A 21,762-nucleotide genomic window follows, 5' to 3' on the forward strand; every position below is an offset into this window, starting at 1 on the left:
AAGAAATTGGAATTGGCCTAAATCGAGATTCTATGATGATGAGGTCCGGCAGCCGATGGGCTCGCCCGACGGGAGATCGATGACGATGAAATATGCCGGCTTGGTAGCGACAGTCCTGGTATTTGCCGCACTGGCGGTCGGTTCGACCGTGGTGACCGCCGAGCCCGATCCCATCGCCGAACGCAAGGTGCTGCTGAAGCAGATGGCGGGCGCGGTGAAGGATCCGGCGCAGATGCTGAAGGGGGCGGAGCCTTTCAACGCGGCCAAGGTCAAGGAAGCGCTTGCGGTCGTGGTGACCAACGCCGGCAAGTTGCCGGCCCTCTTCCCTGACACCTCCAAGGTCGGCAAGACGGACGCGCTGCCCAAGATCTGGGAGAGCAAGGCCGACTTTGACGTCCGCTTCGACAAGCTCGGCAAGGATGCGGCGGCGAGCATCGCCTCGATCACCGACGAGGCGAGCTTCAAGGCCGCCATGCCCAAGGTGCTGGGCAATTGCGGCGCCTGCCACAAAGAATACAAGAAGCCCTCGTGAGCGAGGCGCCAGGCGCGGTCCGCACGGGGGCGGGCGCCGAGGCGGACGGCTCGAGCCAGCCCGTGCGCGCCTGGGACCTGCCCACGCGCCTCTACCACTGGCTCCAGCTCGCGCTGGTCGTCGGTTCCTACTACACCCAATGGTGGATGGATCCGGCGGCCGACCCGACGATGCGCTTCCACCGCTGGCTCGGCTATTCCATCCTCACCTTGCTCGTGTTCCGGCTGCTATGGGGCGTCGTCGGCGGCTCGACGGCGCGTTTCGGCTCATTCGTGCGCTCGCCGGGCACGGTCGTCCGTTACGCCTGGGCCCTGGCCCGCGGCCGGGCGCCCGCTTACCTCGGTCACAACCCGCTCGGCACGCTGATGGTCCTGGCGCTGCTCGCCGTGCTTGCGGCGCAGGCGCTGAGCGGCCTGTTCGCGGCGGATTCCAACGCGATCTTTGGCGGCCCGTTTGCCCATCTCGACCCACTGGAGGACGGGCCGGCCTGGAAGGGCAGCGCGTCGCGCTACCACCATCTCGGCGCCAACATCCTTCTCGTCCTCGTCGGCGTCCACGTCGTGATCAATCTGTATTATCAATACGTCAGGCGCGACAAGCTGATCAGCGCGATGGCCAGCGGCTACAAGCCGGCGCGGGCCTATGCGGACCAGCCGGAGGCGGCGGGCGGCTCGCCGGCACGCGCAGCGGTCTGCCTGATCACGGCCGCGGTGATCGTCTTCGGGGGTATCAAGATCTTCGACGGCAGCTTGTGAGGCTCAAAGGCAAGGCCTTGCTAGCGCCGAACGGATTTCGCTCGGGCGCCGCGCGCGCTCCCAGCCAGGGGCGATCTTACAAACGCATCAGCCCCGGCTGTGAGGGGCCTATTCCATGGCGGCGGCCTTCATGATGCACACCATGGTGGCGCGGCCGGTGGCGGTGCCGAGGCAGCGGATGATGTGATGCCGGTCGGAGCGGTAGCGCAGGCTGTCGCCCTGAGCGAGCGTCTGGCTGACACCGGCGACGATGACCTCGAACTCGCCCTCCAGCACCGACAGGCACTCGACGGCGCCGCGCTGATGTCCTTCCGACTCCAGCGTGCCGCCCGGCTCGGCGGTCACGTCGTACCATTGCAGCCATTCGACGGTGCGAAGCCAGCCGATGATGGCGAGGCGGATCTTGCCGTCCTCGGAGAGGAGCATCGGCGTGTCGGCGCGCGTCACCTTCTCGATGACCGGCCCCTCGTCGGAGGCAAGCACGCGCTCGATCGACACGTCGAGCGCCTGTGACAGCCGCCAGATGGTGGCCAGCGTCGGGTTCGTCTCGTTGCGCTCGATCTGGCTGATGATGGATTTGGCGACGCCGGCCTGCTCGGCGAGTTCCGATAACGACAGGTTATAGGCCTTGCGCAGGCGTTGGATGGTCTTTCCGAGCTGACCGGACACCAGGTGGGCGCCCTGATCGGCGGACCGCGGCCGCTCCTTGCCTTCGATGGCCATCGTCGTTCCTCGCATGCCGTCGACGGGGGCCTGGAGCGCTTAGCGGTGGCTCCGCCGTGACGGAGGGCGAGGCGTATCAGCTTGCCGGGCTCACCACCAGTGAGGAAAGTGATGCACCGGCCCGTTGCCGTGGCCGATCACCAAGGCGTCGGCGGCGGCGATCGCGCGGTCGAGATAGGCCTTGGCGCCGCGCACGGCCTCGTCCAGCCCGGCGCCCTTCGCCATCAGCGCCGCGATCGCCGACGACAGCGTGCAGCCGGTGCCGTGTGTATGGCGCGTGGCGATCCGCGGTCCGGCGAAGCGCAGCACGCCCGTGCGCTGGATCAGCAGGTCGACGCTCTCCGGCCCGCTCGCGTGGCCGCCCTTCATCAGCACGGCGCCGGGCCCCAGCGCCAGCAGCCGCTCGCCCTGACCGATTATCGCCTGCTCGTCGGTGGCCGGCGGCTCGCCGAGCAGATCGGCCGCCTCCGGCAGATTGGGCGTCAGCACATGCGCCAGCGGCAGGAGCTCGGTCTTCAGGCCGTCGACGGCCTCGGGCGCGATCAGCCTGTCCCCGCTCGTCGCGACCATGACGGGATCGAGGATCACCGCACGCGGGCCATAGCGGCGAAGCCCCTCGGCCACCGCCTCGATCGTGGCGCGGCGCGACAGCATGCCGATCTTCACGGCATCCACCGCAAGGTCTGAGAACACGGAGTCGATCTGCGCCGACACGAAGGGGGCAGGCACGTCGAACACGCCTTGAACGCCCAGCGTGTTCTGCGCCGTCAACGCGGTGACGACGCTCGCACCATAGGCACCGAGGGCCGAGAAGGTCTTCAAGTCGGCCTGGATGCCGGCGCCGCCGCCCGAATCCGACCCGGCTATGGTTACGGCAATGGCAGTCACGTGCGGCGCCCTCGTGAGCGATGGTCAGAAGGCCGAGCGGAAGGCCCCGCCGTCGATCAGCAGATTCTGGCCGGTGATGTAACCCCCATGGGCGCTGCACAGGAAAGCGCACAGCTTGCCGAACTCGTCGGGATCGCCGAAGCGCCCGACCGGGATGGTGGCCGCCCGTTCCGCGCTGACCTCGTCCTCGGCTCGGCCGGCGGCCCTGGCGGCGCCGGCGATAATGCCGGTGAGCCGGTCGGTGGCAAAGGCGCCCGGCAGAATATTGTTGATGGTGACACCGTGGGGCGCCACCTGGCGGGCGACACCTGCGAGGAACGCGGTGAGGCCCGCACGCGCGCCAGAGGACAGGTCGAGCCCCTGCAGCGGGGTCAGCACGGAGGCGGAGGTGATGTTGACGACGCGCCCGAAGCGCCGCTGTGCCATGCCAGGCACGAGCTTCTGGATGAGCTCGATCGGGGTGACCATGTTCTGGACGACGCCGCGCAGCAGGGCGTCGCGGTCGATCGCCGTGTAGTCCTTGGGCGGCGGGCCGGCATTGTTGTTGACGAGGATGTCGGCGTCTGGGCACGCGGCGAGCAGCGCCGACTGGCCGTCGGGCGTGCCGACATCCGCCGTCACCGCGACCACGGTTGCGCCTGTCAGCCGGCGCAGTTCCGTCGCCGTGGTCTCGAGCACGTCGGTGTTGCGCCCATTGACGACAACCGCGCAGCCGGCCTCCGCGAGGGCCAGCGCGCATGCGCGGCCGAGACCTTTGCTCGATGCGCAGATAATAGCCTTACGCCCTGCGAGTCCCAGATCCATCAATGCCTCCGACGCTTCTGCACGACGCCGCCCCGCGCCCGTCCGCCGGCGGTGAGCCTCGGCCGGGACGATCCGGCGCGGGGCCGACGCTCCTGCTTACAGCCGAGCGAGAAGCAGGAGAAGCAACTTCCGTCGGTTTGCAGCGGTCTACTTCACCGGCTCACCCCCGCTCAGCAAAGCGCAGGCACGGCCGTGGGCCGTGGACATCAAATTGACCGCCGCCGGCTGCGGTCTATAGTTCGTGACATGGCATCCGCTGCCATGCTCGATCAAGCCTTTACGTCATCTGCGTTTCAGATGCGGGGTTGGATGTGCGCGTCATCATAATGCAACGCGAATCCTGCAAACCGACGTATGAACTGACCATTGTCGATGAAGGCCGCAGCCGTTGAGCAAGGATACCGACGTCATCCGGGTTCGTACGATGTTTCTGTCGGACGTTCATCTCGGGACCAAGGGTTGTCAGGCCGAGCTTCTGCTTGATTTCCTCAAGTGCTACGACGCCGATACAATCTACCTGGTGGGCGACATCGTCGACGGCTGGCGGTTGAAGGCCGGCTGGTACTGGCCTCAGACCCACAACGACGTGGTTCAGAAGTTGCTGCGCAAGGTGCGCAAGGGCAGCAAGCTGATCTACATTCCGGGCAACCACGACGAGTTCCTGCGCGACTATGTGGGCTCCAACTTCGGCGGCATCGACGTCCTCGACAGCGCCATTCACGAGACGGCCGACGGCAAGCGCTTCCTGGTGATCCATGGCGATCAGCTCGACATCGTCGTGCGCCATGCCAAGTGGCTCGCCTTCTTCGGTGACTGGGCCTACAGCACGGCCCTGTTGCTCAACACCTATCTCAATATCGTGCGGCGGCGGCTCGGCCTGACCTACTGGTCGCTGTCGGCCTGGGCCAAGCTCAAGGTGAAAAACGCGGTCAACTTCATCGGCCGTTTCGAGGAGTTGCTCTCTGCCGAGGCCCGCCGGCACGAGGCCGATGGCGTCATCTGTGGCCATATCCATCACGCGATCATGCACGACCGCTTCGGCGTGACCTACGTCAACACCGGAGACTGGGTCGAGAGCTGCACCGGGCTGGTGGAGCATTACGATGGCCGATTCGAGCTGCTGCGCTGGGCCGATATCGTGCGCCAGCGGGCGACGGACGAGGCAGAGGTCCTGCGCCAGCGCAAGACCGTGAAACCCAAGGCTGCCGCCGCTTGATGCGTGTCCTGATTGCGACGGACGCCTGGCATCCGCAGATCAACGGCGTCGTCCGGTCGCTCGAGAACGTGGCCGAGCGGGCGGATCGTTGCGACGCGACGGTGGAGATGCTGACCCCGGAGCCCTTCCGGACCGTGGCGTTGCCGAGCTACGGCGAAATCAGGCTGGCGCTCGCGCGCCGCAGCGCCGTGGCCCGGCACATCGAGGCCGCCGCGCCCGACTACATCCACATTGCCACCGAGGGGCCGATCGGCTTCATGGCGCGAGTCGTCTGTCTTGCCCAGCATCGGCCCTTCACCACCAGCTATCACACACGCTTTCCCGAATATCTGTCGGCGCGGGCACCGGTGCCGCTCCGGCTGACCTACGCGCTCCTGCGGCGCTTTCACAACGCCGGCGCCGGTGTGATGGTGAGTTCGCCCTCGCTCGAGCACGACCTGTCGGCCCGCGGCTTCCGCAACATCATGCGCTGGTCGCGCGGCGTCGATGGCGAGCTCTTCCGGCCGCGGGCCGAGCGCCTGCTCGACCTGCCCGGGCCGATCTTTCTCTATGTCGGCCGTCTGGCGGTGGAGAAGAACATAGCTGCCTTCCTGGCGCTCGATCTGCCGGGGACCAAGGTGGTGGTCGGAGACGGGCCCCAGCGCGTCGCGCTGCAGGTCGAGTTTCCAGAGGCGGTCTTCCTGGGCTCCCAGTCCGGCGAGACGCTGGCGCAGATCTATGCCTCCGCCGACGTCTTCGTCTTTCCGAGCCTGACCGACACGTTCGGCATCGTGCTGCTCGAGGCCCTGGCCTCGGGCCTGCCGGTGGCCGCCTTTCCGGTGATGGGACCGCGGGACGTGATCGGCGAGTCCGGGGCCGGGGCGCTGAGCAGCGACCTGCGCGAGGCGGCCCTGCGCGCCCTCGACATTCCGCGTGATCTTTGCCGGGCCTATGGCGAGACCTTCACCTGGGAAGAGAGCGCGCGGCAGTTCTTCGACAACATCCGGCTCGCCCACGATCACGTCCGGCCACCGGCCGAAGCGGCCTGAGTGAGGCGGGGGCCAGCAGGGAACGCTCCGGATTCCAGACCTCCGGGAGGCCTGTCGAGCTTACGAGCGCAGTGCCTGCAGCAGCCGCTGAATCTCGCCCGCGTCGACGCCATGGCGGCTGCTCTGGGCCGGGCGTGGTCGAGTGCGGCCGGCGGCCCCTGGAGCCGGATGATCCTTTGGTTCCTCGCGCTCTGAGGCCTCGTTCGGAGCAGGGTCCCGTCCAAGAGCCGGCGTCCGCTGTCCGGGGGCATGCCCAAGGGGCGTCGCCGCCAAAGCGCGGGGCTGGTCGGCCGGCGCCGCATCCAGTCGATCGGCCAGCGCCGCCATCGCCTCGGCAATCCGCGCGGTGCGCTGCGAAGCGATCTGCTGGACCGCGACGATTTCGAGAATTTCTTCGATCTGCTGGCGCAGCTCGTCGCAGATCACACGGCGTACGCCGCCGTCACGCAGCACCTCGACGGTCGCCCGGATGGCGTCGGCGGCCTTGCGCACGTCGACCGTAGCGTTGTCGTTGATGCGCACGACGCTGTCGAGAACTTCGGCGGCCTCGTCCACGATGGCGCGCAGCTGGGTGCCCGGCGCCGGCTCGGGCGGCGGGGCCGTTCGCTCGACGTTGCTGCCTGCGCGCGTGCGCTCGGCGACCAGCGCGCGTTCCAGCGCCTGCACCGAATCGAGCAGCGTGCGCGTCTCGGCGATGCGGGTGCGGCGTGCGAACTCACTGAGGAAGCGCCGCCCGCGCGGCGCTTCCATCAGCGCGGACCAGATCGAAAGGTATTCGTCGTCGCTCAACTGGGCGACGGTCGCCATGTCGGTCATGCGCATCGGCGCGAGCATCCGCGGGTCGTCATCGCCGCGATGGTTAACGATCGACCGCAAACAAACATTTAACGGTGAGCCGTGCGGGCCCTTAGCCCCAGAGCGTTGCCGTGGGCGGGAAGACGAGGCTGCCGTCATAGGTGAGGCCCTCCGGCCGATCGGCGGCGAGCAGCAGCGGCCCGTCGAGATCGACGAAGCGCGCCTTGGGCGTGAGCAGCATCGCCGGAGCCATGGCGAGCGAGGAGCCCACCATGCAGCCAACCATGATGGCGAGGCCGAGCCGCTCCGCCTCCGCGGCCAGCAGCAGCGCCTCGGTGAGGCCGCCAGCCTTGTCGAGCTTGATGTTCACGGCGTCGTAGCGGTCGCGGAGCGAGCCAAGCCCGTCGCGCGTGTGGACGCTCTCGTCGGCGCAGATCGCCAGCGGCCGCTCCATGGCCGCCAGCATCCGATCGTCGTCCGCCGGCAGCGGCTGCTCGACGAGCGCGACGCCGGCCTCGGCGCAGGCCCGCAGGTTCTCGGCCAGCGTGTCCGGTCGCCAGCCCTCGTTCGCGTCGACGAGCAGGATGCTGTCGGGAGCGGCCGCCCGTACCGCGGCGATCCGCTGTGGATCGCCGCTGGGCGCCCCTAGCTTGATCTTGAGAATGGGCCGGTGGGCGGCCGCGGTTGCCGCGGCGGCCATCACCTGCGGCTCGCCCAGGCTGATGGTAAAGGCGGTGGTGACCGGGCGCAGCCGGTCGATGCCAGCCAGCACATGAGCCGCGACGCCGGCTTGCTTGGCCTCCAGGTCCCACAACGCGCAGTCGAGCGCGTTGCGCGCGGCGCCCGGCGGCAGCAACTCGAGGAGGTCGACGCGCCCGGCGCCGCGTTCAATGGCGTCGCGCCGGCGCTCGATGGTCGCCATGACGCCGTCCAGGGTCTCGCCATAGCGCGCGTAGGGGACGCATTCGCCGCGACCGCGACTGGGGCCGTCCTCGATCACGGCGGTGACGACCGCCGCCTCCGTGCGGGAGCCGCGGGCGATCGTGAACCGGCCGGCAATCGGGAAGCGGTCCACGGCAAGCGACAGGCGGCGGCGCATGGGCAGGGCTCGCGGGATGGCGCGGCCCGCGTCCGCAAGCCACGCGGTGCCTAGATCTCGGGCGCTCGACTCACCCTCATCCGGCACGGTATCAGCATGGCGGGTGCGATAGCACGCGACCCCAACTCGTTCCACAAGCAGGCTTCATTGCCCGTGTCCAATGCCTATGACCCCACGGCGGAATTGGTCCGCCACGGCGACGAACTGAAAGCGACCCTGTCGGGACAGTGGACGGCGGCCCGCTCGGAAGCCGTCGAGCACGAGGCCGCGGCTCTGGAGGACGCGGCGCGTGGCGCCCACCGCGTGCTGATCGACCTTGCGCGCATCGAGCGCTTGGACACGCTCGGCGCCTGGGTCCTCGATCGTACCCGCCACGAGCTCGGCGGCCGCAGCCAGCGTGCGGATTTCGTGGGCGCCAAGCCCGAGCATCGCATCCTGCTCGATGAAATCGCCTATCGCGGCTTCCAGCAACTACCGCCGCCGCGCCGGTCCAGCATCATCGATTTTCTGGCTCAGGTCGGCGAGAGCGTCGTCGATGCGGGCAAGGACGTGGTGCGCGGCACGAGCTTCCTGGGCGAGGTCGTGGTGGCGCTCCTGCGCGTCATCATCGATCCACGCCGCTTCCGGGTCGCCTCGATCGTCCATCATCTGGAGATGGTGGGCTTCCGCGGCGTGCCGATCATCGCGCTGATTTCGTTTCTGGTCGGTTGCATCGTCGCGCAGCAAGGCATCTTTCAGTTGCAGCGCTTCGGCGCCTCCACCTTCGTCGTCAATCTCGTCGGCATCCTGACGCTGCGCGAACTCGCCGTTCTGCTCACCTCCATCATGGTCGCCGGTCGCTCCGGATCGGCCTTCACCGCCGAGATCGGCTCCATGAAAATGCGCGAGGAGGTCGACGCGCTGCGTGTCATGGGCCTGGATCCGGTCGAGGTGCTGGTGCTGCCGCGCATGATCGCCATCGTAGTGGCGCTGCCGTTGCTCACCTTTATCGCGGCCATGGCGGCGCTGTTCGGCGGAGGGCTCGTGGCATGGGCCTACGGCGGCATCACGCCCGAGGTATACCTGTCGCGCCTGCAGCAGACGATCAGCCAGAGCCCGAGCACCTTCATGGTCGGCCTTATCAAGGCCCCGTTCATGGCATTGGTCATCGGCGTCATCGCTTCGCTCGAGGGGCTCGCCGTGCAAGGCTCGGCCGAGTCGCTCGGTCGGCAGGTGACGGCCTCGGTGGTAAAGGCGATTTTCATGGTGATCGTTGTGGATGGACTGTTCGCGATGTTCTTTGCGGCGATCAACTACTGACGCGATGGCCGAGACCTCCCATAGCGCCACGCCGACCCGCAGGCCGACGCCGCAGGATGTCAACGACCGCGAGGTCGTCATCCGGGTGCGCGGACTGGAGGTGGGCTTCGGCACCAAGACGATTATGAAGGATCTGGATCTCGACGTGTACCGGGGCGAGATCCTGGGCTTCGTCGGCGCGTCCGGAACCGGCAAGTCGGTGCTGACGCGCGCGATCCTCGGCCTGGTCCCGAAGCGTACCGGCACCATCGAGGTGTTCGGCGAGGACCTCGACGCGCTGTCACCGCAATCGCGCAAGGCCATCGAGCAACGCTGGGGCGTGCTGTTCCAGCAGGGCGCGCTGTTCTCGTCGTTGACGGTCAAGCAGAACGTGCAGGTGCCCATGCGGGAGTATCTGTCGATATCGGAGCGGCTGCTCGACGAACTCGCCATGCTCAAGATCGAGATGGTCGGGCTGAAGCCCGACGCCGCCGACAAGTTTCCCTCGGACCTGTCGGGCGGCATGATCAAGCGCGCCTCCCTGGCCCGGGCGCTGGCGCTCGACCCGGAGATCGTCTTCCTCGACGAGCCAACGTCGGGCCTCGACCCAATCGGGGCGGGCGAGTTCGACGACCTGATCTCGACGCTCCAGCAAACTTTGGGACTGACGGTTTTCATGGTAACGCACGACCTGGACAGCCTGCATTCGGTCTGCGATCGCATCGCTGCCCTGGCCGAAGGAAAAATTATCGCCTCGGGACCGATCGACACCATGCTTGCCTCGAACCATCCGTGGTTGAGGGCCTACTTCCACGGCAAGCGCGCGCGCGCGGCCTTGGCTTGAGACGAGAAGGTTATGGAAACGCGGGCGAACTACGCGCTCATCGGCATCTTTACGTTGGCTGTCATCGCCGCCGGCTTTCTGTTCGTCTATTGGTTCAGCGGGCTGCAGGGCGCCGGCCGCCGCGTTACCTACAATGTCGTCTTCACCGGGTCCGTCAGCGGTCTCGGTCTCGGTTCGCCGGTGTACTTCAATGGCATCCGCATCGGCGAGGTCACCAAGATCGACATCGATCCCACCGATTTTCGGCGGGTGATCACCACGATCCAGGTCGATTCGAGCAACAGGCTGCGCGTCGACACCAAAGCGCGGCTGGACGTGCAATTGCTCTCGGGCGTCGGCTCGATCTCGTTGATCGGCGGGGCGGCCGATGCCGCCGAACGCCTGCCGTGCCCGTCGCCCTCGTGCACGATCACGGCCGAGCGCTCCGACTTCCAGGACCTTCTGGACAGCACCCGTGTCCTTGCCCGCAACGCCAATGACACCCTGGAAAAGATCAATGCTCTGATCGACCAGAACCAGCAGTCGATCACCGACTCGGTGCAGAACCTCGGCCGCTTCACCAAGGCCCTTGGCGACAATTCCCCCGGCGTCGACAAATTCCTCGCCAGCGTAGGCGGCGCCGCCGATCAGGTGCAGGCACTGGCCGGCAACCTGGATTCCATCGTCAAGGACGTCGATAGGAAGAAAGTAACGCGCATCGTCGATAATGCGGATCGGTTCATGGGAGCGCTCGGTGCGTCAAGCACCGATGTCGAGAAGAGTGTGAAGAACGTGACGTCGATCACCGCCAAGCTCGATCGCGCCTCCGACCAGATCGAGGGCGTGCTCAAGGCCGCACAGGGCTTCCTCTCGTCGCCGGACGGCAAGGGCGCGTTCCAGCAGGTCGCCGAGGCCGCGCGTTCGATCAAGATCCTGGCCGACAACCTGGACAAGCGGACGGCCGAGATCACCGTCGGCATCAATCGCTTCACCGGCACCGGACTGAGGGAGTTCACCGGCTTGGCCACAGACGGTCAGCGTACGCTCGGCGAAATCAACCGCGTCCTCCGCAACGTTGATCGCAACCCCCAGCAGTTCATCTTCGGCGGCAAGCCGCCCATTCCTGAATACAACGGGCGGCGCTGATCCGATGGGGTTTTCGCTACTCAACGGTTCGTCGGCCGGCCGCGGGACGGGCCGTGCCCATCGCCGACGGGGCGCCGCGGTGCTTGCCGTCGCTCTCACACTCGGCATCGGCGGATGTGGCACATCGGCGCCGCCGACGTTCGACCTGAACGCCCCGCGGGATTTCGGCAGGCTGGGGGCAGGACGCGGGCCGCTCGCCGTGGGCGAGCCGGCGGCCGTTCAGGTGCTCAACGGCGATCGCGTCATCGTCAAGGACGGCAGCGCGATCAGCTTCGTGGGCGGCGCGCAGTGGGCCGATCGGCTTCCGGCCCTGATCCAGACCCGCCTGATCGAGACCTTCGAGAACGGCAGCCGCCTGAGCGTGGGGCGCGCGAACTCGTCGCTCAACGCCCAATATTTGCTCAGCAGCGAGTTGCGGGCCTTCCAGATCGAGGCGGCGCGCGGCACCGCGCTGGTCGAGATCACCGCTCGTCTGTTGACGACCAGCGGGCAGGTGTTGGCGGCGCGCGTGTTCAAGGCCGAAGTGCCTGTAGCGGGGGCCATCAACGGGGCCAGCGCGACGCGGGCGCTGAACGACGCCTTGCAGCAGGTGCTCGTGGAGATCGTGCGCTGGGCGTCGAGCTGAGCCGCTCCAAGCTGTTGAATCTGGAGCGCGTCCCTCCGATCGGGTCGTCCACCTGATCGGAGCGTGTCCGAGGGGAGGATCGAACCTGCGATCGCCGAACGTGCCGTCTGTCGCCGCTCGCCGCGACGCCGGGCTCTGAGAGCCGGGCTCGCCCATGTCCGATCGACCTCTGCTCAAGCTGGGCGAGTACCGGGACGCGGATCTGAAGGTCATCCACCCGCGCGCGACGCTGGAGATCGAAAGCCCGGAATGCCGCGGCGAGCTCTCCAGGCCGGCCTCGGTCCGCACGATCGACGTACCCGAGCACTACCTCGTCGAGCTTCGCGACGTGACCTGCGCGCCGCGGCAGTTGCTCATCCAGCAGGACGTACTGCTGCCGGACTGTTTTCGCCGGCGGAGCGCGCGCTATGCGCACGTCCAACTCGAGCCGGCCGGCGAGGGCGCCTTTCGGCCCAAGGTGGCCATCGCGGCGCAAGCGCGCATCGACGTTCCCTGCTTCTACCTCGATGGCGAGCACACCGATCACTTCGGGCATCTCACGCTGGAGGTTCTGAGCCGCCTGTGGCCGTTCAAGGCGATCGACCTGTCGAGCTACTACTTCGTCACCTTCGCGGCCCCCACACGGCGCATCGTCGAGCTGCTGGAGCCGTTCGGCGTCGCGGCGAACCGTCTCTTGTTCCTCAATCAGCCGGTCCTGATCCGGCATCTCACCGTCGCCAGCCAGTCCTATGTGCTGGAGCAGTCGGTCTCGTCGGCCGCCTTCGCAGTCTGGAACCGCATCGGTGACTACTACGGCACGGCGCACGGAGCCCCCTCGCGGATCTACGTGTCGCGGGCGCATTGGCGCCAGCAGCGCAGCCTCGTGGACGAGCCGGTGATCGAGGCGGCGGCGCGCAGGCTGGGCTATGACGTGGTGTATCCGGAGGAGATGAGCATCCCTGCGCAGGTCGGCCTGTTCCGCGGCGCGGAGGCGATCGCCGGACCGGGGGGCTCAGGGCTCTACAACTGCGTCTACAGCAGGAAGACCGGCAGCCGCACGATCCTGGCGCCGGCGAAGTTCGTCTCGCCGAACGACGCGCTGGTCAATGCGCAGACCAGGTCGCACGTGACGCACCTGACCGGGAAGACCGTGGCGGATCGTGTCTCGCCCATGCTCGGGGATTGGTCGATCGATCCACAGCTCGTCGTCGACACGCTCGGGCGCTGAGCGGCGGCCGCTCGGTACCGGCCGTGCCCGCCGGAGCGGCACCTCCTCCTCACGCCAATGACGCCGGTCCGTGACCGGCGCCGCGACGGATTCGCACCGCGCTCCAGGTCTTTGAACCTGGAGCGCTTCTCTCTGATCGGATGGTTCCACCCGATCAGAGGTGCCCAGGGCATCGTCCCCGATCGGGGCGTGCTTTAGTCGAGACGGCCGGCGGCGTGCGCGAGCAGCGTGTAGACCTTGCCCGTCTCCGAGGTGAGGTAGGTGCGCGCGACCATGGAGTCGCGGTCGTTCTTCGCCACCTCGTTCAGCAGCCGCTCGAACTCGTCGATATAGCGGTCGGCCGTGGCACGGAACTCCTGATCGGAGCGGTACTTGCGGCGCACCTCGTCGAATGTCTGCTGGCCGTGCAGCGTGTACAGCCGGCGCGTGAACACCTTGCGCTCGCCACGCTTGTGGCGGTCCCACAACTCCACCGCGGCGTCGTGATCAATCATGCGGGCGATATCGACCGACAGCGAGTCGAGCAACTCGATGGAGTTGACCGGACGCGCGGGCTCCTGGCGGGACGTCGCGATCTCCTCTTCCTCTTGTCGCGACGCACGGGTCAGCAGATCCGAGAGCCAGCCGCTGCCGGTACGCGGCACCGAGGGAGCCGGAGCCGCTTCGCTCGGCCGTGCCGCCGCGGGCTGCGGTGCGCGCGGCCGCGCCGACTCCTGATCGGGAAGACGGATGCGGGCCCGCTCCGTCTCCGGCACCGGCGCTTGGGGCGGTTCCGCGGCGATGCGCGTCTCCGGCGCCCGCTGCTCGGCCGCCCGGGGCTCGGGCGCGCGCGGGGCAGGGGCCTGCACCTGCACACGCGCAGCATAGCGCTCGGCCGTAGCGCGCGTCGGCTCGGCGGCCAGCCGCGCCGCCTCCCAGGCCCGCTCGTCACGCTGGTCGTTGGCCACCGCCTGCGTGCGTCCCGCCCGGTTGACGATCTCGTTGAGCTCGTTCAGCGCGCGGATCTGCTCGCCCACGACCCGCCGCATCGCGGCGGTCGATTCCTGCGTATCCCGTGGCAGCTCCAGCATGCCGCGGGAGATCTCCGAGCGCGTCGTCTCGAGTTCGCGGGCAACGCTCGCCGTCATGGTGCGCACATCGTCGGCGACCGCACGGAAGCGCTCGGTCGTCTTCGACAGCGCGTCGGACGCTTCCGTCAGCACCTGGTCGTAGATGTCGCGCAGGCTGGTGGCGGTGGCCTCCCGTTCCTTGGCGGTCACGGCGCGGACCGAGTCGAACTGTTCGGCGATGGCGTTGGTGGTCGCCTGGGCGCTGTTGCGCAGCAGATGGCCGATCTGCTGGGCCCGCTCCTCCGCCGTCTTGATGGAGTTTTCCATCAGCGTGGAGAAGGCGCGCGTCAGCCGTTCGATGTCCGCCGTGCGCTGCTCGATCATGCCGATCATGCCGTCGAGCCCCTGCTGCCTGTCGCCGATCGAGGCCTGGAAGCGGCCTTCGACTTGCTCCAGGCGCTCGACCGTTTCGTCGATCTCCTCGATGCGCCGCCGGGCGCCGTCGGACATCGAGCGACCTTCCTCGGCAAACTTGGCCGCCACGAGGGCCGCTTCGTGCATCGTGGTCTCGGCGATTTCGCGCAAGCTCGTGATGTGCCGGTCGAGCTGCTCGGAGGCGGAAGCCGCCTTCTCGCTCATGTCGCGCACGGTCAGGTCGAGGCCGCGGACGCGGTCGGAGAGGCCGTTCTCGATGCTGGCCAGATTCTCGGCCGCATCGGTGCTGATCTCGCGCAAGGCGTGGTTAGCCTGCGTCAGTCGATCGATGACGCCCGGTACGTCGGTCTTGAGCTTCTCGGTTGCGGCAGACAGCGCGACGACCGCCTCGCTGGCGGCTGTGTCCACGACCTGGCGGATGTCGTTAGCCGACTGGGCGAACGTCGCCGTGAGCTCGCTGCTGCGGACCTTCATGGCGCCGAAGATCGAGGCGCTGCGCTCGTCGAGCGTCTGGAGCACGCTGCTGCCGACGGTCGACAGGTCGCGGGTGAGCGCCGTCTCGCGATCGGCGAGAGCGCTGAGCAGCTCGGTGCTCTTGTCCTGCAGCAGGATCGAGAGGTCGTCGATGCGGCCGCCCAGCGCCGCGGCTGCGGCGCCGCGGTGCTGGTCGAAGGTTGCGGCGATGCGCTGGATCTGGCTGCTGAAGTTGTCGTCGACCCGGGCCGCGTGCTCGTCCATGGCGCGGATGAGCTCCTCGCCGCGATCGCCGAGGACGCCCACGAGGCGGCCTCCCTTGCTGTCGAGCAGGCCGACGATCTCGTCGATGCGCGTGCCGAGGCTCGTCATCGCCGAGCTGCCATGCGTCTCGAAGGCCGCCGCGATGCGCTGGGCCTGCCTGCGGACGGCCTGCTCCAGGCCGCTGGTGTGCTGGTCGAGCGCGCCCACGATGCCTGTGCGCTGGCTCTCCAGGGCGCCGAGCAGATGATTGCCCTTGTCGTCGAGCTGGCCGAGCATGTCGTCGATGCGCGCGCCGAGGCTTGCCGCCGCCGAGCCGCTGTGGCTGTCGAAGGCGGCCGCGATGCGCTGAACCTGCGCGTCGACGCCGTGCTCGAGGCCGCTGGTGTGCTGGTCAAACGCGCCGAGAATTCCGGCCCGCTGGCTCTCCAGGGCGCCGAGCAGATGATTGCCCTTGTCGTCGAGCTGGCCGAGCATGTCGTCGATGCGGGCCCCGAGGCTTGCCGCCGCCGAGCCGCCGTGGGTATCGAAGGCCGCAGCGATGCGCTGAACGTGGGCGCCGATGCTGCGCTCCACGCCGCTGGTGTGCTGGTCGAGAGCGCCCAGGAAGCCGGCGCGCTGGCTCTCCAGGGAGCCAAGCAGATGATTACCCTTGTCGTCCAGCTGGGCGAGCATATCGCCGATGCGCGCGCCCAAGGCAGCGGTTGCCGAGCCGCCGTGGCTGTCGAAGGCGGCGGCGATGCGCTCGACGTGAGCTGCGACGCTCTGCTCGAGGCTGCCCGTATGCTGATCGAGCGCGCCGACGATGCCCTGCCGCTGGCTCTCCAGAGCGCCGAGCAGATGGCCGCCGCGGTCGTCGATCTGGCCGAGCATGTTGTCGATGCGTGCGCCCAGGCTCGCCGTCGCCGAGGCGCCCTGCGTGATGAAGGCAGCCGCAATCCGCTCGACATGGGCGCCGACGGATTTTTCGAGGCTCGTGGTGTGCCGATCGAGCGCGCCGATGATGCCGGCCTGCTGGTTCTCCAAGGCCCCGATGAGGTGGTTGCCCTTGTCGTCGAGACGGCTGACCATGTCGTCGATGCGCGCCCCGAGGCTCGCGGTCGCCGTGCCGCCGTGCGAGTCGAAGGCCGTGGCGATGCGCTCGATATGCGCACCGACCGCCTGTTCCATGGTGCCGACGTGCTGTTCCAGGGCGCCGATGAGCCCCTTCTGCTGCTCAGTCAAGGCCCCGAGCAGGTGGCCGCCCTTGTCGTCGAGCAGCGTTGCCATGTCGTCGATGCGGCCGCCGATCGAGCCGACGATGCTCGAGCCGCGCTCGTTGAGCGTAGCGCCCAGGCTGTCGAGACGGTTGACCACCCGCTCCTCGAAGGAGGTGACGTGCTCGCCCAGGCTGTTGGCGATCTCCAGCGCCCGGTTGCCCAGGGTGGCACGGATCTCCTCGGCCTTGGCCGTGAGCGCCCCGGTGACCTCGCCGCCGCCCTGGGACAGGACGCGGGCGATCTCGGCCGAGCGCACCACCAGCGTCTCGTTGAGCGCGTTGGCTCGCGCATTGAGGTTGTGCTCGATGCTGCCGATCAGCCGGTCGAGGGTGCCGGTGATCTCCTCGCCCTGCTTGGCGGCGCGATCCTCGAAGGCGCTGACGCGGCCATCGATGATATTGGCGGTCTCCTGGGCCTGCCCGGCCAGGCGCTCGGCCAACGGCTCGCCGCGGCCGACGATGATGCCCTCGATCGCCGTCAAGCCCTCGCCGATGCGCGCGCTGAGCTTGTCGGCCGAGCCCGCGAAGGTCTCGATCATCTGATTGGTGGGCTGGATGACACGCGCCTCCAGGCTGCCGAACTGCGTCGCCAGCGCCTGCTCGGCCTCGCGCGCCTTGCCCTGCATCGCTTCGGCCAGCGCGTTGGCGTTCTGCGTCAGCGCCTCGTTCACCCGCGACGCCTGGGTGGCGATGGCCAGCACGACCTCGCGGCCACGGCTGGCCAGTTGATCGCGTGCCTCGCCGGTCTGCGTCGAGAGCAGGGTCTGCATCTCGTCGTTGTGCGCCTTCGCCGCGGTCGCGAAGCGCTCGACGCTCTCGTCGAGGGCGGTCGTGGCGCGGCCACCGTGTTCGGCGAGCGTCTCGGCAAAGCGGGTGCTGGTGGCGGCGAACTTCTCCTCCAGCGCCTGGGTGTAGGACGTGACGTCCGTCGACAAGCGCCCGAAGGCCTCATCGAAGGTGCCGCGGAACTGTTGGCCGTGCTTGTCGACGAGCCCGACCAGGCGGTCGCCGGACGATGCGAACGTGTCCTCGATGGTCCGCGTATAGTTGGCGACATCGCCGCCCAGACGCTCGATACCGCCTTCGAACAGCGTGCGCACGCCGTCCGTGCGGCTCTCGACCATCTTCGCGAAGCGCTCGGTCGATGTGGTGAAGAGGGTGTCCAGGCTTTGCGTGTGTGTCGTGACCTGCCCGGACAGCTTGTCGATCGACTCCTCCAATGTGGACTTGAGCGAGACGGCACGCGCGTCGAGCTGCTCGACGAATTGGTTGCTCGATGCCGACAACGCGTCCTGCAATGCTCCGCTCTGCTGGACGAAGGTGGTCGACAGGTGGGTGACGCTGTCCTCGAAAGCCTTGCGGGCCGTGCCGCTGTGTTCGTCGAGCTGCATTGTGAAGCGGTTGCCCGAACTCTCCAGCGTGTCCTCGAGGCGGCGACTGTTGTCCGCCATCGTCGTGTTGAGCTTCTCGATGGTGCCGACCAGGTTGTCGGCCAGCGCGCCGCCCCGGTTGCCGATCATGTCGACCACGACGCGCCCGGCGTCCTCGATCTTCTGACGCAGCTCCTCGCTCCGCTCGCCCAGCGAATGAGTCAGGCTCTCGCCCGTGGCCTGGAAGCGCTCGTTGACCTCCAGCGCCCGATCGGCGAGCGACTGCGCAACGCTGCCGCCGGTCTCGGCGAGTTGCTCGGCCACTTGTCCGGCAGCCTGCGTGAGGCCGGCCGTAAGCGTCTCGCCCGCCTGGTTGAGCGAGTTGGAGATGCTGCTCGACTTCTCCGACAGGGAGGCCGAGATGTCGTCGCTGGTCGCGCTCATGCGGTCGACCAACTCCACCCCGCGTGAGGTCAGCTCGTCCACCATGCGCTCGCCGGCGCGCCCCAGCGCCGCCGTGATCTGCTCACCACGGGTGGCAAGCGAGTCGGTGACCTGGCCGCCGGCGGCCGCCACCGCCTCGGCGATGCTGCGGCTCGCCGTCAGCAGGTCGGTGGTGATGTTCTGATGCGCCCCCTCGATCGATGTACGGACGCGGTCGGCATTGGTGATGATGGCTTCGCGCTGCGCCGCCAGCTCCTCGACCAGCGAGCGGATGCGGACCTCGTTGTCCGCGTAGGAGCGCTCCAGCGTGGCGATCTCGCTGCGGACCAGCGTCTCCAGCTCGCCGGCGCGGGCCAGCGCCCGTTCGACGCCGTCGCCCATCGCCGCCATCTCCCGGCGCACGGCCTGCGACAGCGAGACGATGGACTCGGCGGCCAGGGTCTCCGGCTGCGCCATGCGGCCCGCGGCGCCCAGGAGGGCGCGTGACACCAGGTGCATCTCCTTGGAGCGGAGATAGAAGCCGGCGATCACGAACAGGAACGCGGCCGGGCCCAGCAGCCCGATGGCGATGAGCAGCAGCCGCACCACACCGAGGTTGCCGACGGCGCCGAGCCCCTGGTCGGCGACCCCATAGCGTTCGGCCAGCACCGCGGCCGCGCCGACGATCCACACGAGCGAAAGCAGGCCGGCGAGAAGGTAGACCATGCGCGACGGGCGCTGGCGCTCGCTTTGCACCAGGGCGCCGGCGGCGGCCAGATCGTCGTTGGCGACGCGGGTGGTGTCGGGGGCAACGACGGGGCGATGCAGCTCCGGACGTGCACGCTCCGGCGTCGTATGAAAGAATTCGGCTGGCTCGGCGTCTGCCACGGTCTCGCTCGCTTGGATTTGCTCTGTGGGTGCCTGGATCTGATCGCCGGGCGGCGTGATAGGGGTCTCTTCGGGCGCGGTGGCGAAGGCGGCGGCTGCGGCCGAGCGGCGGCCGCCGCGCTGCGGCGCGACCGGAGCCGCGTAACCGCCGGAACGATCCGTCCGCTCGGCGGGCCGGTCGCGGCGCGCCGGCCTGTCGTACACGCTGCCGAGGCCCGGCCCGCTCGTGGCGCGCGGCAGGCGCGGTTCGGCCCTCACTTCGGGGGCATCCCCGTCGACCTGCTCCGCGTGCGGCCTGGCCTCGGGCGCCCGCGTCTGGCTGCTGTCGTCGGCAGCGGCAGCGGCAGCGGCATCGGCGCCTGTGGTCTGCGGCTCGAAGGCTGCGGCAAAGGCCGCTAGCGATTGCTCATCGAACAAGCTTTGCCGCGCCTCGGGCGGCTGTATTCCTATATTGGCCTCGTCGTCCTTGGCCGGCTGAGGTGCGGCCGCGGTCGCGGGGGCGATGGCATCTGAGGCGACGGCATCTGGGGCGGCGGCATCGGAGTCGGGCCTCAGCGCGGGTTCCGTCGCGGGCGCGGCAGGGGTTGGGCCGGCGGCATCGGGACCCATGAGCTCCCGCTCGAGCGCAGACAGTGCGGCCTCTGCGGTATCGGTAAGCCTCTTGTCCTTGGACATACTGCCGCCTCGTTTACGCTACGCTCGGTTCACCGCCCGGATCGCGGAGCCGGGCGCGCCCATACGGTTGCCGCCCACTATCCGACACTCGGAGTTTAGTGCCGCGGCAATGCGTTGGAAACCCAAGCCCTTCGCCGACCTCAGAACGTCGTTAACGAGTTGTTTACCTATGTGTCGCCGCCCGATGGCGTTGTTTGAATCGTCGAGCCGCAGCCTCTGGGCGCAACGCGGAAGCGGCCATTGCGACCCGCGGCGCACGAGGGCGTATCGCTGGCGGCCGCTTGTGCTCTATGAGAGCGCGCTCGGGCCCATCTTGCCCGAGCCGGCCACACGGGGATAACCGAGGAGCTGCCATGCCGACAGTCAATTTCATCGACGCTCACGGCGCCACCCGAACGGTGGATGCGCCCGCCGGCAGCACCGTGATGGAGATCGCGGTCAAGCACGACGTGCCCGGCGTCGTCGGTGAATGTGGCGGCGCCTGCGCCTGCGCCACCTGCCACGTCTATGTCGACGATGCTTGGGTCGAGGCCGTAGGCGCGCCGGCGGACATGGAGAAGGACATGCTCGACTTCGCCTTCGACGTCCGCGAGCACTCGCGCCTGTCCTGCCAGATCATCGTCAGGCCCGAGCTCGACGGCCTGATTGTCCACACGCCCGTGCGCCAGGGCTGAGCTCGCTCCTGCCGCAGGGGGTGTTCCGGCGATCGGAGCGATGGCCCGAACGGTACGCGCTTCTAGCGGGACAGCTCCCGCATCGCCTTGTCGAGGCCTTCCAGGGTCAGCGGGAACATGCGCTGGCCGAAGATGTCCCGGATCAGGGAGATCGACTGGGTGTAGCTCCAGTGCTGTTCCGCCACCGGATTGAGCCATATGGACTTCGGGAAGTGATCGAGCATCCGCTTCAGCCAGGCCTGCCCCGGCTCCTCGTTCCAGTGCTCCACCGAGCCGCCCGGCATGGCGACCTCGTAGGGGCTCATGGAGGCGTCGCCGACGAACACCACCCGGTAGTCGGACGGGAAAGTGCGGATCACGTCGAGCGTCGGCGTCACCTCCTGGAAGCGGCGCCGGTTCTCCTTCCACACGCGCTCGTAGAGGCAGTTGTGGAAATAATAGTGCTCGAAGTGCTTGAACTCGGTTCGGGCGGCGGAGAACAGCTCTTCCGCCTTCTCCACGTGCCAGTCCATCGAGCCGCCGACGTCGAGGAAGAGCAGCACCTTGATGGCGTTGCGCCGCTCGGGCCGCAGCTGCACGTCGAGGTAGCCCTTGTGCGCCGTCTCGTGAATGGTGCCGTCGAGGTCCAGCTCGTCGGCCGCACCGGTGCGGGCGAATTTGCGCAGGCGGCGTAGCGCGATCTTGATGTTGCGGGTGCCGAGCTCGACGTCGTCGTCGAGGTCCTTGAACTCGCGCTTGTCCCACACCTTGACGGCTGAGAAGTTGCGGTTCTTGTCCTGCCCGATGCGAATGCCTTCGGGATTGTAGCCGTAGGCGCCGTAGGGCGAGGTCCCGGCTGTTCCGATCCATTTGTTGCCGCCCTGGTGGCGGCCCTTCTGCTCCTTCATGCGCTCCTTGAGCGTCTCCCAGAGCTTGTCCCAGCCGAGCGCCTCGATCTCCTTCTTCTCGTCCTCGGTCAGGTAGCGCTCGGCCAGCTTGCGCAGCCATTCCTCGGGAATCTCGGCGGCCTCGACAGCTTCGCCCATGGTCTCCAGGCCCTTGAAGACGTGGCCGAAGACCTTGTCGAATTTGTCGAGGTTGCGCTCGTCCTTCACCAGGCACGCGCGCGAGAGATAATAGAAATCCTCGACCTTCTTCTCCGCCAGGTCCTGGTCGAGGCCCTCGAGCAGGGTCAGGTATTCGCGCAGGCTGACGGGCACCTTGGCGCTGCGCAGTTCGGTGAAGAAGTTCAGGAACATGGCGTTCTCTTGCCGCAGGATGGGGCGGTTCCCATCGTCTCGGCCGGCAGGATAACAACTCCGGGCGCCGACCGGAAGCCGTGTCGCCGAGCCGAGGT

The 21,762-nt window shown here is 68.0% G+C and carries 17 protein-coding genes; 10 read left to right on the forward strand and 7 right to left on the reverse strand.

What is annotated here, in order from left to right; all coding sequences use genetic code 11:
* The first annotated feature begins 79 nt into the window (after window positions 1–79).
* Both IEW34_RS23565 and IEW34_RS23570 read left to right on the forward strand, forming a co-directional pair.
* The gene (locus IEW34_RS23565; protein ID WP_244642163.1) at window positions 80–532 is read left to right on the forward strand and encodes a c-type cytochrome; all 453 of its coding nucleotides are present in this window, start codon (window positions 80–82) and stop codon (window positions 530–532) included.
* Window positions 529–1,287 carry a cytochrome b/b6 domain-containing protein gene (locus IEW34_RS23570; RefSeq protein ID WP_188611680.1) on the forward strand — a complete coding sequence of 253 codons (759 nt, stop codon included), beginning with the start codon at window positions 529–531 and terminating at the stop codon, window positions 1,285–1,287. The genes IEW34_RS23565 and IEW34_RS23570 overlap by 4 nt, the downstream gene beginning before the upstream one ends.
* Window positions 1,288–1,395: 108 nt before the next feature.
* Here IEW34_RS23570 and IEW34_RS23575 read toward each other — a convergent pair whose 3' ends face one another.
* The 3 genes from IEW34_RS23575 to IEW34_RS23585 form a co-directional block, all read right to left on the reverse strand.
* On the reverse strand, window positions 1,396–2,010 hold the full coding sequence (locus IEW34_RS23575; RefSeq protein ID WP_188611681.1) for a helix-turn-helix domain-containing protein: 615 nt from the start codon (window positions 2,008–2,010) through the stop codon (window positions 1,396–1,398).
* A gap of 90 nt (window positions 2,011–2,100) precedes the next feature.
* Window positions 2,101–2,898 (reverse strand): bifunctional hydroxymethylpyrimidine kinase/phosphomethylpyrimidine kinase, encoded by a 798-nt coding sequence (thiD, locus tag IEW34_RS23580; protein WP_188611682.1) that lies wholly within the window; start codon window positions 2,896–2,898, stop codon window positions 2,101–2,103.
* A gap of 24 nt (window positions 2,899–2,922) precedes the next feature.
* Window positions 2,923–3,702, reverse strand: a complete 780-nt coding sequence (locus tag IEW34_RS23585) for an SDR family oxidoreductase (protein ID WP_188611683.1) — start codon at window positions 3,700–3,702, stop codon at window positions 2,923–2,925.
* A gap of 388 nt (window positions 3,703–4,090) precedes the next feature.
* On the opposite strand from IEW34_RS23585, the gene IEW34_RS23590 reads away from it, so the two are divergent.
* The gene (locus tag IEW34_RS23590) at window positions 4,091–4,918 is read left to right on the forward strand and encodes a UDP-2,3-diacylglucosamine diphosphatase (protein WP_188611684.1); all 828 of its coding nucleotides are present in this window, start codon (window positions 4,091–4,093) and stop codon (window positions 4,916–4,918) included.
* On the forward strand, window positions 4,918–5,946 hold the full coding sequence (locus tag IEW34_RS23595; protein ID WP_280516327.1) for a glycosyltransferase family 4 protein: 1,029 nt from the start codon (window positions 4,918–4,920) through the stop codon (window positions 5,944–5,946). Before IEW34_RS23590 ends, IEW34_RS23595 begins: the two co-directional genes overlap by 1 nt.
* A 60-nt stretch (window positions 5,947–6,006) precedes the next feature.
* Here IEW34_RS23595 and IEW34_RS23600 read toward each other — a convergent pair whose 3' ends face one another.
* On the reverse strand, window positions 6,007–6,780 hold the full coding sequence (locus IEW34_RS23600; protein WP_210324568.1) for a hypothetical protein: 774 nt from the start codon (window positions 6,778–6,780) through the stop codon (window positions 6,007–6,009).
* 73 nt (window positions 6,781–6,853) lie between these two features.
* Entirely contained in the window at window positions 6,854–7,840 is a 987-nt protein-coding gene (gene dgcA, locus IEW34_RS23605) for an N-acetyl-D-Glu racemase DgcA (protein ID WP_188611687.1), read from the reverse strand.
* Between the two features lie 153 nt (window positions 7,841–7,993).
* Between dgcA and IEW34_RS23610 the strand changes: the two genes are divergently transcribed.
* The 5 genes from IEW34_RS23610 to IEW34_RS23630 all read left to right on the forward strand — a co-directional run bounded on the left by IEW34_RS23610 (window position 7,994) and on the right by IEW34_RS23630 (window position 12,919).
* Complete coding sequence (locus IEW34_RS23610) at window positions 7,994–9,139, forward strand: ABC transporter permease (RefSeq protein WP_373288311.1); 1,146 nt, start codon at window positions 7,994–7,996, stop codon at window positions 9,137–9,139.
* A 124-nt stretch (window positions 9,140–9,263) separates the two neighbouring features.
* On the forward strand, window positions 9,264–9,962 hold the full coding sequence (locus IEW34_RS23615; RefSeq protein ID WP_373288312.1) for an ABC transporter ATP-binding protein: 699 nt from the start codon (window positions 9,264–9,266) through the stop codon (window positions 9,960–9,962).
* A 12-nt stretch (window positions 9,963–9,974) separates the two neighbouring features.
* Window positions 9,975–11,087, forward strand: coding sequence for an MlaD family protein (locus IEW34_RS23620; RefSeq protein ID WP_188611690.1), 1,113 nt, complete (start codon window positions 9,975–9,977; stop codon window positions 11,085–11,087).
* Window positions 11,088–11,286: 199 nt separating this feature from the next.
* Complete coding sequence (locus IEW34_RS23625; RefSeq protein WP_244642165.1) at window positions 11,287–11,712, forward strand: ABC-type transport auxiliary lipoprotein family protein; 426 nt, start codon at window positions 11,287–11,289, stop codon at window positions 11,710–11,712.
* Between the two features lie 154 nt (window positions 11,713–11,866).
* A complete protein-coding gene (locus tag IEW34_RS23630; RefSeq protein WP_188611692.1) occupies window positions 11,867–12,919 on the forward strand; it encodes a glycosyltransferase family 61 protein in 1,053 nt (350 codons plus the stop codon).
* Window positions 12,920–13,113: 194 nt separating this feature from the next.
* Here the strand turns inward: IEW34_RS23630 and IEW34_RS23635 are convergent, their stop codons facing one another.
* A complete protein-coding gene (locus IEW34_RS23635) occupies window positions 13,114–19,752 on the reverse strand; it encodes an apolipoprotein A-IV repeat region-like domain-containing protein (RefSeq protein WP_188611693.1) in 6,639 nt (2,212 codons plus the stop codon).
* A 353-nt stretch (window positions 19,753–20,105) separates the two neighbouring features.
* On the opposite strand from IEW34_RS23635, the gene IEW34_RS23640 reads away from it, so the two are divergent.
* Complete coding sequence (locus IEW34_RS23640; protein ID WP_188611694.1) at window positions 20,106–20,426, forward strand: 2Fe-2S iron-sulfur cluster-binding protein; 321 nt, start codon at window positions 20,106–20,108, stop codon at window positions 20,424–20,426.
* Window positions 20,427–20,488: 62 nt separating this feature from the next.
* Here IEW34_RS23640 and IEW34_RS23645 read toward each other — a convergent pair whose 3' ends face one another.
* The gene (locus IEW34_RS23645) at window positions 20,489–21,664 is read right to left on the reverse strand and encodes a vWA domain-containing protein (RefSeq protein WP_188611695.1); all 1,176 of its coding nucleotides are present in this window, start codon (window positions 21,662–21,664) and stop codon (window positions 20,489–20,491) included.
* Window positions 21,665–21,762 lie beyond the last annotated feature (98 nt).

The sequence above is a fragment of the Chelatococcus reniformis genome, assembly GCF_014640075.1.
In the GTDB taxonomy this organism is placed as follows: Bacteria; Pseudomonadota; Alphaproteobacteria; order Rhizobiales; family Beijerinckiaceae; genus Camelimonas; species Camelimonas reniformis.